The organism is Winogradskyella poriferorum, assembly GCF_036553625.1.
Lineage (GTDB): Bacteria > Bacteroidota > Bacteroidia > Flavobacteriales > Flavobacteriaceae > Winogradskyella > Winogradskyella poriferorum.
On the sequence record NZ_JAZHOU010000003.1, the window covers coordinates 477655 to 490280 of the forward strand.

Sequence of the window (12626 nt, forward strand, 5' to 3'; positions counted from 1 at the left end):
GTTTTATTTTCTAAAAAAGGTTGCTTCAAATGTAGAACTATTTCCAACATTATCGGTAACAATTATCTTTAAATCGTTCTTGGTATCCTTAACGATGTTATCGTTAAAATCGTGCACCAACATCTTTGTTTTATAGTCGTACTCCATTAAAATCCATTTGCCATTTACTGTAGCTCTATATTTGCTAATACCAGATAAGTCATCATCAATTTTTACCTTGAGATAACGGTATTTACTCAACCACTTCTTGTCCTTAAAGTTTACAGGTGTTATGGTTGGTGCTACGGTATCCATAGCTATAGTATAAGTGCCAAGCACTTTGCTGCCAGCACTTAAGGTCTTGCCTTTGCGCTTGGTGCTTACATAACTTGGTTTTTTGTAATAACCGTATAACCTCGCAATAAACATTTTATCAAGATCTTTAGGCTTATAATGGCTTAGATCGTAATTGATGTAAAAATTCTTTTGTAATGGAATATTATCTTCATGAAGATGGAGCGTGTCTGAACTTACACTATAATCAATATCCACATCTTCATAAACAGTATTTTTGTAAAAATTAACAGTAATTAAACCAGACTTTAACTCAGTAGCTTGGTTTGCATAAATTGTGGTTTTGTTAGATAAGTCCTCCTCTAAAGTTTCTGTCTCTGTAAGCTTACCTTTTATTGGAATATTGATCCACGTTTCATTTTGCTTAAAGTCTCTAACTCTAACCTTGTAAACGGATGAAGTACTGTCTTCTACTGTGATATATCCATTGTCATAAGCATCTTTATAAAGGCTTAAAGGGTTATTTTCTTCAATAAATAATTTTTGAATTCGAGATCTTTTGGTTTTGAAATATTCATAATCAATGAGACGTTTTATGTGCTTGGTTTCATCAAAGCTAAAACGTTTAAAATCTATTTCTAGGCTTTTGTTTCCATTAAAAAAGGTTTGTATGTTGCTAACACCATTATTATTAGGTGCCAAATCTTGCTTATCATAAGATGTGATACCAAACCCTATATTACCATAAGCTGTTATTTCTTCAACTTTATAATCGCCAGTTTTTTGCGGAATTAAACGCAATGGAACGCGCTCATTTTTACCATTAATTACAGCATCCTTATCTTTAGGGTATGCATAAACTGCAGATACAAATGGTTGTCTAGAGTCTTTTATGTCAATACCAAAAAGCATAGGATTCATAGGTCGTTCCTGATTGTCTCTTATTTCAAAATGTAGGTGAGGGCCACCAGAACCACCTGTATTTCCTGAATAAGCTATAACCTCATTAGGAGCAATTAGTAATTCGTCAGTACTAGGGAAAACTTCAACCTCAAAAGTTTCTTTATCATATTGACACTCCTTAATATATTTTTCTAATCGGTCAGAAAATTTTTGAAGGTGTGCATATACCGTAGTATAGCCATTAGGATGTGTAACATAAAGCGCTTTGCCATAACCATAATGCGAAATTTTTATTCTACTCACATAGCCTTCTGCAGCAGCATAAACCTTTAAACCTGTTTTTTGTTGTGTCTTAATGTCTAAACCAGAATGAAAGTGTGAAGACCTCAATTCTGCAAAAGTACCAGAAAGGACTAAAGTAATGTCTAAGGGATTTCTAAAATAGTCTTGTGGATATTCTGATTGAGAATACAATGAACTCGTCACTAAAAATAACAGCAAAATTTTTTTCATATAGAGCACTATTACAGCTAAAATATCAAATTGAATAAGAATTACAAACTAGAAATCTGTATTATTTTTCTGAACGTTTTAATTTTTAAGTTGTTATCTCAACTAAAAATAATTGTAAAAGAATTGTGTTTTTTGATTAGGTATGTTAAATTTGTTTCAACAGTATTGAATTGCTTAAATGAGTAAAATAGAAGAAATTGTTGATGCTTTAGAGAACAAAATTAGCAAGGTTTTACATAAGCAGGAAGTCTTAAAGCAAACTAATGCTAAATTATCTCAACAAATTGAAGAGCAGCAACAAAAACTTCTAAAACAACAAGAAGAGATTGCTTCTTGGGTAGATAAATATGAAACACTCAAAATAGCAAATTCAATGCTTGGTAGTGACGATAATAAACGAGAAACAAAGCTCAAAATAAATGCACTTATAAGAGAAATTGATCACTGTATAGGTCAACTCTCAGAATAAAGTTGTAAATTTAGACTAGATGTCAGATCAATTAAAAATTAAGCTTTCTATTGCCAATAGAGTATATCCGTTGACAATTAATCCTAAGCAGGAAGAAGGTTTACGTAAGGCCACAAAAAAAATAGAGGCAATGATTGGTCAGTTTGAGCAAAATTACTCTGTAAGAGATAAGCAAGATGTGTTGGCAATGTGTGCCTTGCAGTTTGCAGCTCAGGTAGAGCAAAAATCGATAGATAAAGAATATGTAAACGAAGAGGTGCAAGAAAAGTTAGAAGCTTTAAATGACCTGTTGAATCAGCATATTTAACTCGTACGTTCTTTAAAATAAAAAAAAGGTTACTGCCTACATTAGTTATATTTTTTGATAAACTCAACGTTAATTCTTTAAAAAGGGTGAGTTTAAATTGTAAAAGCATGCTGCTAATACGTTATGTATTTGGGCAGATCCTTGATCAGTTTGTTAGCCCTAAACTTGTTTTTAAGGAGTTTATACAAAATCCAAAACTGATGTAGGCTTTTTTTATATACTAAACTAAACACAAATCATGGACACTAACACGATACTATTTATAGTTGGAGGAGTGGTATTAGGATTAATAATAGGCTACGTAATTGCTAAATCTTTAGAGAAGGGTAAAGCGTCTAAATTAATTGCTAATGCAGAGAGCGAATCCAAATCAATTTTAAAACAAGCTAAAGCAGATGCAGAAGCTTTAAAGAAAGATAAAATACTTCAGGCTAAAGAGAAATTTATTGAACTCAAGGCTGAGCACGAAAAAGTTATCTTATCGAGAGATAAGAAAATGGCAGAAGCCGAAAAGCGAATTAGAGATAAGGAATCTCAAGTTTCTAATGAGCTTTCAAAAGCTAAAAAGTCTAATCAATCTTTAGATGATAAGATAAAGGATTACAACTTTAGACTCGAGTTCTTAGATAAAAAGAAAGATGAAATAGAAAAGGCACATAAAAGCCAGATTAAGCAGCTTGAAGTTATTTCGCAGCTTTCGGCAGATGAAGCTAAGGAGCAACTAGTAGAGTCACTTAAGGAAGAAGCCAAAACAGATGCCATGGCTTATGTTCAGGATAGAATAGAAGAAGCTAAATTAACAGCGCAGCAAGAAGCCAAAAAAATTATAATTAACACCATTCAACGTATTGGTACAGAAGAAGCTATTGATAACTGTGTATCTGTATTTAATATAGAATCTGACGATGTTAAAGGTAGAATTATCGGTAGAGAAGGGCGTAACATTAGAGCTATAGAGGCAGCAACTGGTGTAGAGATTATTGTAGATGATACTCCAGAAGCTATTATTTTATCTTGTTTTGATTCTGTAAGACGTGAAGTAGCACGTTTATCTCTTCATAAATTGGTAACAGATGGTAGAATACATCCTGCAAGAATTGAAGAAGTAGTAAAGAAAACGCAAAAACAAATTGAACAAGAAATTATAGAAGTTGGTAAGCGAACTGTAATAGATTTAGGTATTCACGGATTACACCCAGAATTGATAAAGATGGTGGGTCGTATGAAGTATCGTTCATCTTACGGTCAAAACTTACTACAACACTCTAGAGAAGTTGCCAAGCTTTGTGGTGTAATGGCTGCCGAATTAGGTTTAAATCCTAAGCTTGCAAAACGAGCAGGATTATTACATGATATAGGTAAAGTACCATCGTCTGAAACAGATGTAGAAACTCCACACGCTATCTTAGGTATGCAATGGGCAGAAAAACATGGTGAAAAACCAGAAGTTTGTAATGCTATTGGTGCTCACCATGATGAAATTGAAATGACAACGTTGTTATCTCCAATAATTCAAGTTTGTGATGCCATCTCTGGTGCTAGACCAGGAGCAAGACGTCAAGTTTTAGATTCCTACATACAACGTCTTAAAGATTTAGAAGATGTAGCCTTTGGTTTTACAGGTGTTAAAAAAGCTTATGCAATACAAGCAGGTAGAGAATTGCGCGTTATTGTAGAGAGCGAAAAAGTATCGGACGATAAAGCAGCAAGCTTATCTTTTGAAATTTCTCAAAAAATTCAAACCGATATGACGTATCCAGGACAAGTTAAAGTTACAGTGATAAGAGAAACAAGAGCAGTAAATATTGCTAAATAAAGAATAACTAACTCAAGTAATGTAAAAGGGTGTTCTATTAGTTTAGAGCGCCTTTTTATTTTCTGGGATGAAACTTGTTTAAAACATCACTTAAGTGCGAACGATCTACGTGCATATAAACTTCTGTTGTTGTAATACTTTCGTGACCCAGCATCATTTGTATAGCTCTTAGGTCTGCACCATTTTCAAGCAAATGTGTAGCAAAGGAATGTCTAAAGGTATGCGGAGAGACAGTTTTCTTTAAACCAGACTTCTTAACCAGATTTTTAATAATAGTAAAAATCATGGCACGTGTTAGTTTGTTACCTTTATAATTAAGGAATAGAATATCTTTAGATTCTGGATTTACATCAATATGGTTTCTAATACCTTTCCATATTTCAATATATTTTTGTGTAGACTCACCAATAGGAACAAAACGTTGTTTATCACCTTTTCCTGTTACTTTTATAAAACCTTCATCAAAAAACAAATCAGAAATTTTTAATTCTATAAGTTCGCTAACACGAAGCCCACAACTGTACAAGGTTTCTATAATCGCTCTATTGCGCTCACCAAGATTAACACCTTGGTACTGGTAACTTAGATCAATAGTGTCTATTAATAAGTCAATGTCATCAATAGATAACGTATCTGGCAGCTTTCTGCCTATTTTAGGAGATTCAATTAAGTCCATAGGATTAGAATCTCTGTAATTTTCAAAAACCAGATAATCAAAAAAGTTTCTTAAACCAGAGATTAACCGTCCTTGAGATCTTGGATTAATAGTTTTAGATATTGTATAAATAAACTGTTTTATAAGATCATTGTTAATCTTATCTGGAGATATATCTATTTGGTTGTCTTCTAAATAGCTTATAAGTTTCTTAATATCATAGTTGTAATTCTCAATGGAGTTTAGAGATAAACCACGTTCAATTTGTAAATAATGTCTATAATCTTTAACTGCTTGAGGCCATTTCATGTTGTAAAAAAGAGATTTAAGGACTAAAAAGTAGTGAAAATCATACGTAATTCATCGTATTTTTTATAAAATTTGTTAATAACGTAAAAATTAAACAACTGATTATCAGTAAACTATGTTAAATTGTTCACAATATTGTTAATAACTCTAGTTCAAAATTTTAATATTATAAAAAAAACACTTTAATTTGAAAGTATTAATCAATTTTAAAACTTAAAAGATTATGAAAAAATTATTTTTAGCTGCTTTCGCAGTATTTGCTTTTGCAAGTGTAAATGCTCAAGAATTTAAAGCTGGCATTAGCGGTGGATTACCAATAGGTGATGCTGGTGATTTAGCAACTTTTGCCATTGCTGTAGATTTAGGATACTTATTTGATGTATCTGAGGATTTTCAAGTTGGTCCTGCTGTTGGGTTCCAGCACAACTTTGGTGAAGAAATTAATGGATTCGAATTAGACGATGTACAATTTGTTCCTGTTACAGCAGCAGGTCGTTATGCAGTCTCTGAAGAGTTTACTTTAGGTGCAGACTTAGGGTATGCGGTAGGTATTAATGATGGTAACGATGGTGGGTTTTATTATGCACCTCGTGCACAATATAGTGTATCTGATGCCCTAGATATTGTTGTTGCTTATAGAGGCGTGAGTGCTGATGGAGGATCTTGGAATGTTATAACGGCTGGTGTCGAGTTCGGATTATAACTATAAACATATATAATTTCTAGAGAGGCATTTTTGCCTCTCTTTTTTTTATATTCTTGATTTAGAATTACCCTAAATAGTCTTAAACCTATATAGATTTAGACTATTTTTTTTGCTTTTTTCAATATCGATAAAAAACCTCTTTTGTTAACAAATATTTAAGTTTTATATGTAGCCCATAACTTACATTTGCCGACCAAATTCAAATTTTAAAACTTAAAAATTATGAAAAAAGTATTACTTACAGCTGCTATAGCAGTTTTCGGTTTAACAAGTATGAACGCTCAAGAAGATGAAAAAACTTTTGGTTTTTCTGAAGGTGATATCTTCGTAGAAGGTAACATTGGTTTTAACAGTTACAATGACAAAAATACCGATGAAAAATCTAACAGTTTTAACATTAGTCCTAAAGTAGGTTTCTTCATTTCTGATGATTTAGCTTTAGGTGGTGAATTATCTTTTAACTCATACAAAACAGAAGTTGGAGGTACAGATATATCTGATATGACTGGTTTTGGTGTTGGTGCTTTTGCTCGTTACTATTTTTTAGACTTAGGTGAACGTTTTAAGACTAATGCAGAGTTTGGTGTTGCTTACTCTTCATCAGATGATAAAATTGCTGATGCTAAATTAAATGGCTTCGGAGCTGGTTTAGGTTTAGGTATCAATTATTTTGTAACAGAAAAGATAGCTTTATCATTCGGATTAAAGAATGTATTATCTTTTTCTTCAGCTAAATACGATACAGATGGAGCAGAAGCAGAAACAAACTTTAACTTAGGTTTTGGTGATGTAGCTAACCCATTTGGAGGTAACGCATCTTTTGGTTTATTATTTGTATTCTAAGATTACAAAAAAACTATATGTAAAAAAACCGAAGTGAGAGAGCTTCGGTTTTTTTTATATATCAACATTAATGTTAGGACTAAATAATCGATGTATAAATTAAAATTTTAACAATTACAAGGTAAATAATTGTAAGTAAAAAACTACGTTTGCAATTAATAAACTATTAATCATAAATACAAATGAAAAAATTATTACTTTCTGCTGCTGTGGCAGTATTTTTTTTAACTAACGTAATCGCACAAGAAAGAAGTTCTGGTGATATAGAAATTATTCCACATGTTGGTTACATGTCTGCATTTTTAAATGGTGATGAGGTAGATGACTTGGATGAGAGAGGCTCATTTAACTTTGGTGTTATTGGTGATTACTTCTTTAACGATAGATGGAGTTTACGTTCAGGAATTAATTTCGACTCAATGGGAGCAAGTGTTCCTGGTTCTGATTTAACACTTAACTACGTAAATATTCCAATCAATGCTAACTGGCATTTTGGTAGTACAAGAAAATGGAATTTAAATTTTGGTGTTACACCAGGTTTCTTGACTAAAGCAGAAATAGATGGAGACGACGTTAAAGACGCATACCAGTCTTTTCAACTCGGTGTTTCTTACGGTATAGGTTACAAATTAGAAATATCTGAAAGCTTTAGCATTTTATTTCATGGACAAGGATTGGTAGGTGTTACCAATATTATATCTGATGATGCAGGTGGTAATGAATTTACAAGACTTAATGCAGGTTCTACTATTAGTATAGGTGGAGTATTTAAGATCTAATTTACTTTTTTGCACGATAAATAATTATAAACCGAAGCAAAAGCTTCGGTTTTTTTATGCGCTTATTTTTCTATATTTACTTTATGAAGCAGCTGATTATAATTAATGGACCAAATTTGAATCTTTTAGGTAAAAGAGAACCAGAAATATATGGTAGTCAAACTTTTGAAGACTACTTAGAAGTACTAAAATCTAAATACAATACTGTGAATTTAGAGTATTTTCAATCTAATATAGAAGGAGAACTTATTGATAAGCTACAAGAAGTTGGTTTTAATTATGATGGTATTATTCTAAACGCAGCAGCATATACACATACTTCTGTTGGTATTGGTGATGCTGTAAAAGCGATACAAACACCAGTTGTAGAAGTACATATATCCAACACTTTTTCACGAGAAGAGTTTAGGCATCAATCTTATATTTCACCTAATGCTAAAGGCGTTATTCTTGGTTTTGGTCTTAAAAGTTATGATTTAGCAATAGAAAGTTTTATCTTTTAAGAATGAAAAAGGTAGCTCTCACTTTATTGGCATCTTGTTTTTGCACTATACTTTCTGCACAAACAGAGTTTGGTGTTAAAGGTGGATTAAACTTTACCTTTTTTAAAGTTACCGAAGGGGATTTTGGAACTAATCCAGATACAGAAATAGGGTATTATGGTGGTGTTACAGTAGATTTTCCTATAGATAGTGGTTTTCATATTCAACCAGAACTACTTTATAAAGGAATTGGTGATTTTAGATTTTTAAATGCTCCTATTTATTTAAAATATGATATTTATGATTCGGTTCATATTTTGGTAGGACCAAGTTTAAATTACTTCTTTGATTTTTTCTCTAATAAATTTAAAGTACGTGCAGATTTGAGTTTAGATTATGATTTTTCTTCAGACTTAAGTATGCATATGAAATACACTATAGGATTAGAAGAATTATCTCCCAATGTACTTTTCCTTGGACTAGGATATAGATTATAAAAAAAGCGATTCTTTACGAATCGCTTTTTTATTTATTATGGGTTGTATTATTATAGATGAATCACTTCATCATATGCATCTGCAACAGCTTCCATAACCGCTTCACTCATTGTAGGGTGAGGATGAACTGCTTTTAATACTTCGTGACCAGTAGTTTCTAATTTACGACCTAATACAGCTTCTGCAATCATGTCCGTAACACCAGCACCAATCATGTGGCAACCTAACCACTCACCATACTTAGCGTCAAAAATTACTTTTACAAAACCATCTTTGTTTCCACCTGCACTTGCTTTACCAGACGCAGAAAATGGAAACTTACCAACTTTAATATCGTAACCTTGCTCTTTGGCTTGCGCTTCAGTTAAACCTACACTTGCTACTTCGGGAGTACAATATGTACAACCAGGAATATTACCGTAATCTAAAGCTTCTACATGCATTCCTGCGATTTTTTCAACACAAAGGATACCTTCAGCAGAAGCAACGTGAGCTAAAGCTTGACCAGGAGTAACATCTCCAATAGCATAATAACCTGGTATGTTAGTTTGGTAATAGTCGTTTACTAAGATTTTATCTCTGTCTACAGCAATACCTACATCTTCTAAACCAATATTTTCGATATTAGATTTAATACCTACAGCAGATAATACAACGTCAGCTTCTAAAATTTCTTCACCTTTTTTAGTTTTTACAGTAGCTTTTACACCTTCGCCAGATGTATCTACAGATAATACTTCTGAAGATGTCATTACCTTAATACCATTCTTTTTGAAGCTACGCTCTAACTGCTTAGAAACTTCATCATCTTCTACAGGTACAATTTTTGGCATGTACTCAACTATTGTAACTTCTGTACCCATTGAGTTGTAGAAGTAAGCAAACTCAACACCAATAGCACCAGAACCTACAACAATCATTTTCTTAGGCTGCGTTTCAAGACTCATGGCTTGTCTGTAACCTATTACTTTTTTTCCATCTTGTGGTAAACTTGGTAATTCGCGAGAGCGAGCACCAGTAGCTACTATAATATGATCTGCAGAATATTCTTTACCATCTACATCAACTTTCTTACCAGTTTTAAGTTTTCCAAAACCATCAATAACATCTATTTTGTTCTTTTTCATTAAGAACTTAACACCATTACTCATACCTTCGGCAACACCACGACTACGTTTTACAACCGCATCAAAATCGTGTTCTGCATCTTTAACTTTTAAACCGTAATCTTCAGCATGTTTTAAATATTCAAAAACCTGAGCAGATTTTAACAATGCCTTTGTAGGGATACAACCCCAATTTAAACATATACCACCAAGATTTTCTTTTTCTATAATGGCAGTTTTAAAACCTAATTGCGATGCTCTAATTGCTGCTACGTAGCCACCAGGACCACTTCCTAATACTATGATATCGTATTTACTCATGAGTAATTTTTTAGTTGAATTTTGAGAGTACGAATTTACGAAACCAAAACGTAATATTAAAGGTCTTCGGTAAAATGTCTTTTGCCTTTGTCTTTTGCAAATTTTTCTTGATTGTAATCCTTTGATTTTCCTTTAGGTATAGATAAGGATTGCCAATTTTTTCCTTTGACAAGTTTACCTAAGAAAACAATTTGACCAACGTGGTAAGCGTAGTGCATCATTTGCCTGTTTATAGCTTCAACCACAGTGTGACCTTGATTTCTGATATAAATAATACGTTCTAAATCTTCATTTTTTAAGGACTTAATTGCGGTGAATAAGCATTCCCAACCTTTATTCCAAGCATTTATTAACTCTTCTTTAGAATGAAACGTATCTATAAATTCTTCATCACGCTGTCTCCATTCTTTCTCACCATCTTCGGTTAAAAAATTGGTCCAGCGGCTGAGCATATTACCAACAATGTGTTTTACAATAATAGAAATGGAATTAGAATCTTCTGCAAACTCGTTTTTTAATTCTTCAAAAGTTAATTGGCTAAACGTTTTATCACCAAGGCTTTTGTAGTATTCAAATTGTTTTATGCTACTTGCCAGATAACTATTCATCTTTTTTATTTTCCTCTGGAACAAAATTTAGAGCTACACCATTAATACAATGACGCTTCCCTGTTGTAGCTTTTGGACCATCATTAAAAACGTGACCTAAGTGTCCACCACATGTTGCGCAGTGTTCTTCGGTACGTGCATATCCAATCTCATAATCTGTTGAGAAGGCTACGTTACCTTCAATTTCTTTATCAAAACTTGGCCAGCCAGTACCAGAATCAAATTTATGTTCGCTTTTAAACAAAGGTGTGTCACAAGCTGCACAATGGTAAACCCCTTTTTCGTAATTTTTGTTCAATGGACTAGAGAATGCACGTTCTGTACCTGCTTCTCTAAGAACATAATATTCCATTTCGGATAATTCGGCTTTCCATTCAGCGTCAGTTTTGGTTACAGGAAAATCCTCTTTTTGTTTGTTTTCTTTTTTTTGGGCCGAAGAGTTACAGTTCATAAATAAACCTAAGGCTAATAATAATGTTATCTTTTTCATAGCTTAAATTTAAGGAATTTTATTCGTGTCTTGGGTCGAGTTAAGATAACTTTAATTACACAAAATGTAATATTTATTTTACGTTGGCATTAATGTTTAGTGGTTATTATTCGTTAACTTTAGGCATTAATATTTAATATAAATGCGTGTAATACATATAAGTGCAGAGTGTTATCCTGTGGCTAAAATTGGTGGTCTTGCAGATGTAGTTGGAGCTTTGCCAAAATATCAAAATAAACTAGTTGTTGATAGTGCAGTAATAATGCCGTTTTACAATAATAAGTTTACTCAAAATAACACTTTTAAAGCGCTTTATGAGTCTACTGTTAAGTTAGGGGAAAATCAATATCCTTATGAGGTTTTGGTCTTGAAGGATAATATTTTAGACTTTCCGGTTTATTTTATTCATATTGAGTCTTTGTTATATAAAGATTATGTCTATTCTGAAGATGATACAGATCGATTTTTAGCGTTTCAGATTGCTGCTATGGATTGGCTATTAACGTTAGACAAAAAGCCAGATTTTATCCACTGCCACGATCATCATACAGGTTTAATTCCTTTTATGGCGCAAGAATCATTTAAGTACGAATCTTTAAACAAAATACCAGTAATTACTACCATACACAATGCTCAATATCAAGGATGGATGCCTTATGAGCATTTAAGTAAAATACCAGAATTTAATTTAGACCATATAGGGCTTTTGGACTGGAATGGTACAATAAATCCTTTAGCAGCAGCAATTAAATGCGCTTGGCGAGTTACCACTGTTTCACCGAGTTATATGGAAGAGTTAATGCAAAGCGCTAACGGATTAGAAGCGCTATTGAGTGCTGAGAGACAAAAGGCTATTGGTATTTTAAACGGTATAGATACTGATGTGTGGAACCCGGAAACAGATGAGTATATTGTTAAAAACTATAAGACTTCTTCTGTTCTTTCTGGAAAGAAAGCCAACAAAAGTTGGTTATGTAAAGAATTTAATCTCGATGAATCTAAGCCTTTATTTTCCTTCATCGGAAGGTTGGTAGGAGAGAAAGGAGCAGAGTTATTACCAAGTATTTTTTACAAAGCATTACAATCAAAGGATATTTCTATTCTATTATTAGGCTCAGGAATGTCTCAAACTGAATCAGAATTACTATCTTTAAAGAACATACATATTGGTAATTACAATTGCTTTATTGGGTATGATGAAAGATTATCGCATATCATTTATGCAGGTTCTGACTTTTTATTAATGCCATCTCGTGTAGAGCCATGTGGTTTAAACCAAATGTACTCGTTGCGTTACGGAACAGTACCTGTAGTAAGAAGTGTAGGCGGTCTTAAAGATACCGTAGTTGATATAAAAGATAAAGTAGGTTATGGTATTTGCCATAATGATGTGTCAGAAACCTCTATTTTAGAAGCTATCGACAGGGCAAAAGAATTTTACAAACAAGAAACTGAGTTTAAGAATAATAGAAAGGTAATAATGAATATTGATAATTCTTGGGAAGTTTCGGCAAAAGCATATATAAATCTATACAATTCAATAACATAA

At 32.7% G+C, this 12626-nt stretch carries 14 protein-coding genes and 1 other RNA gene; 10 read left to right on the forward strand and 5 right to left on the reverse strand.

The window, feature by feature from the left end:
* Nucleotides 1-3: 3 nt before the first annotated feature.
* Nucleotides 4-1689, reverse strand: coding sequence for a M23 family metallopeptidase (locus V1468_RS11725; protein WP_331810421.1), 1686 nt, complete (start codon nucleotides 1687-1689; stop codon nucleotides 4-6).
* A 178-nt stretch (nucleotides 1690-1867) separates the two neighbouring features.
* On the opposite strand from V1468_RS11725, the gene V1468_RS11730 reads away from it, so the two are divergent.
* The 4 genes from V1468_RS11730 (at nucleotide 1868) to rny (ending at nucleotide 4281) form a co-directional block, all read left to right on the forward strand.
* Complete coding sequence (locus V1468_RS11730) at nucleotides 1868-2158, forward strand: hypothetical protein (RefSeq protein WP_331810422.1); 291 nt, start codon at nucleotides 1868-1870, stop codon at nucleotides 2156-2158.
* A 19-nt stretch (nucleotides 2159-2177) separates the two neighbouring features.
* Nucleotides 2178-2465, forward strand: coding sequence for a cell division protein ZapA (locus V1468_RS11735; RefSeq protein ID WP_138434497.1), 288 nt, complete (start codon nucleotides 2178-2180; stop codon nucleotides 2463-2465).
* Nucleotides 2466-2526: 61 nt separating this feature from the next.
* A non-coding RNA gene (gene ssrS / locus V1468_RS11740) (6S RNA) lies at nucleotides 2527-2647 on the forward strand.
* 56 nt (nucleotides 2648-2703) lie between these two features.
* On the forward strand, nucleotides 2704-4281 hold the full coding sequence (rny, locus tag V1468_RS11745; RefSeq protein ID WP_331810423.1) for a ribonuclease Y: 1578 nt from the start codon (nucleotides 2704-2706) through the stop codon (nucleotides 4279-4281).
* A gap of 55 nt (nucleotides 4282-4336) precedes the next feature.
* Here rny and xerA read toward each other — a convergent pair whose 3' ends face one another.
* Complete coding sequence (gene xerA / locus V1468_RS11750; protein WP_331810424.1) at nucleotides 4337-5245, reverse strand: site-specific tyrosine recombinase/integron integrase; 909 nt, start codon at nucleotides 5243-5245, stop codon at nucleotides 4337-4339.
* 223 nt (nucleotides 5246-5468) lie between these two features.
* On the opposite strand from xerA, the gene V1468_RS11755 reads away from it, so the two are divergent.
* The 5 genes from V1468_RS11755 to V1468_RS11775 all read left to right on the forward strand — a co-directional run bounded on the left by V1468_RS11755 (nucleotide 5469) and on the right by V1468_RS11775 (nucleotide 8552).
* Nucleotides 5469-5948: an outer membrane beta-barrel protein gene (locus V1468_RS11755; protein ID WP_331810425.1), complete on the forward strand. Its 480-nt coding sequence runs from the start codon at nucleotides 5469-5471 to the stop codon at nucleotides 5946-5948.
* Between the two features lie 225 nt (nucleotides 5949-6173).
* Nucleotides 6174-6794, forward strand: coding sequence for an outer membrane beta-barrel protein (locus V1468_RS11760; protein ID WP_331810426.1), 621 nt, complete (start codon nucleotides 6174-6176; stop codon nucleotides 6792-6794).
* 182 nt (nucleotides 6795-6976) lie between these two features.
* Nucleotides 6977-7573, forward strand: coding sequence for a porin family protein (locus V1468_RS11765; RefSeq protein ID WP_331810427.1), 597 nt, complete (start codon nucleotides 6977-6979; stop codon nucleotides 7571-7573).
* 83 nt (nucleotides 7574-7656) lie between these two features.
* Nucleotides 7657-8076 (forward strand): type II 3-dehydroquinate dehydratase, encoded by a 420-nt coding sequence (aroQ, locus tag V1468_RS11770; RefSeq protein WP_331810428.1) that lies wholly within the window; start codon nucleotides 7657-7659, stop codon nucleotides 8074-8076.
* 2 nt (nucleotides 8077-8078) lie between these two features.
* Nucleotides 8079-8552, forward strand: coding sequence for an outer membrane beta-barrel protein (locus V1468_RS11775; RefSeq protein WP_331810429.1), 474 nt, complete (start codon nucleotides 8079-8081; stop codon nucleotides 8550-8552).
* Nucleotides 8553-8602: 50 nt separating this feature from the next.
* Here the strand turns inward: V1468_RS11775 and lpdA are convergent, their stop codons facing one another.
* Genes lpdA through msrB form a run of 3 tightly spaced genes read right to left on the reverse strand, consistent with a single transcriptional unit; the run spans nucleotide 8603 to nucleotide 11077 of the window.
* On the reverse strand, nucleotides 8603-9979 hold the full coding sequence (gene lpdA / locus V1468_RS11780) for a dihydrolipoyl dehydrogenase (RefSeq protein WP_331810430.1): 1377 nt from the start codon (nucleotides 9977-9979) through the stop codon (nucleotides 8603-8605).
* Nucleotides 9980-10035: 56 nt separating this feature from the next.
* Nucleotides 10036-10587, reverse strand: a complete 552-nt coding sequence (locus V1468_RS11785; RefSeq protein ID WP_331810431.1) for a DinB family protein — start codon at nucleotides 10585-10587, stop codon at nucleotides 10036-10038.
* Nucleotides 10580-11077, reverse strand: coding sequence for a peptide-methionine (R)-S-oxide reductase MsrB (gene msrB, locus V1468_RS11790; RefSeq protein WP_331810432.1), 498 nt, complete (start codon nucleotides 11075-11077; stop codon nucleotides 10580-10582). Before msrB ends, V1468_RS11785 begins: the two co-directional genes overlap by 8 nt.
* 142 nt (nucleotides 11078-11219) lie before the next feature.
* On the opposite strand from msrB, the gene V1468_RS11795 reads away from it, so the two are divergent.
* Nucleotides 11220-12626 carry a glycogen synthase gene (locus V1468_RS11795; RefSeq protein ID WP_331810433.1) on the forward strand — a complete coding sequence of 469 codons (1407 nt, stop codon included), beginning with the start codon at nucleotides 11220-11222 and terminating at the stop codon, nucleotides 12624-12626.

What these genes read in the sequence shown, in the direction of transcription:
- V1468_RS11725 (WP_331810421.1), bottom strand. Translation starts at nt 1,689, where the DNA reads ATGAAAAAAATTTTGCTGTTATTTTTAGTGACGAGTTCATTGTATTCT.
- V1468_RS11730 (WP_331810422.1), top strand. Translation starts at nt 1,868, where the DNA reads ATGAGTAAAATAGAAGAAATTGTTGATGCTTTAGAGAACAAAATTAGC.
- V1468_RS11735 (WP_138434497.1), top strand. Translation starts at nt 2,178, where the DNA reads ATGTCAGATCAATTAAAAATTAAGCTTTCTATTGCCAATAGAGTATAT.
- rny (WP_331810423.1), top strand. Translation starts at nt 2,704, where the DNA reads ATGGACACTAACACGATACTATTTATAGTTGGAGGAGTGGTATTAGGA.
- xerA (WP_331810424.1), bottom strand. Translation starts at nt 5,245, where the DNA reads ATGAAATGGCCTCAAGCAGTTAAAGATTATAGACATTATTTACAAATT.
- V1468_RS11755 (WP_331810425.1), top strand. Translation starts at nt 5,469, where the DNA reads ATGAAAAAATTATTTTTAGCTGCTTTCGCAGTATTTGCTTTTGCAAGT.
- V1468_RS11760 (WP_331810426.1), top strand. Translation starts at nt 6,174, where the DNA reads ATGAAAAAAGTATTACTTACAGCTGCTATAGCAGTTTTCGGTTTAACA.
- V1468_RS11765 (WP_331810427.1), top strand. Translation starts at nt 6,977, where the DNA reads ATGAAAAAATTATTACTTTCTGCTGCTGTGGCAGTATTTTTTTTAACT.
- aroQ (WP_331810428.1), top strand. Translation starts at nt 7,657, where the DNA reads ATGAAGCAGCTGATTATAATTAATGGACCAAATTTGAATCTTTTAGGT.
- V1468_RS11775 (WP_331810429.1), top strand. Translation starts at nt 8,079, where the DNA reads ATGAAAAAGGTAGCTCTCACTTTATTGGCATCTTGTTTTTGCACTATA.
- lpdA (WP_331810430.1), bottom strand. Translation starts at nt 9,979, where the DNA reads ATGAGTAAATACGATATCATAGTATTAGGAAGTGGTCCTGGTGGCTAC.
- V1468_RS11785 (WP_331810431.1), bottom strand. Translation starts at nt 10,587, where the DNA reads ATGAATAGTTATCTGGCAAGTAGCATAAAACAATTTGAATACTACAAA.
- msrB (WP_331810432.1), bottom strand. Translation starts at nt 11,077, where the DNA reads ATGAAAAAGATAACATTATTATTAGCCTTAGGTTTATTTATGAACTGT.
- V1468_RS11795 (WP_331810433.1), top strand. Translation starts at nt 11,220, where the DNA reads ATGCGTGTAATACATATAAGTGCAGAGTGTTATCCTGTGGCTAAAATT.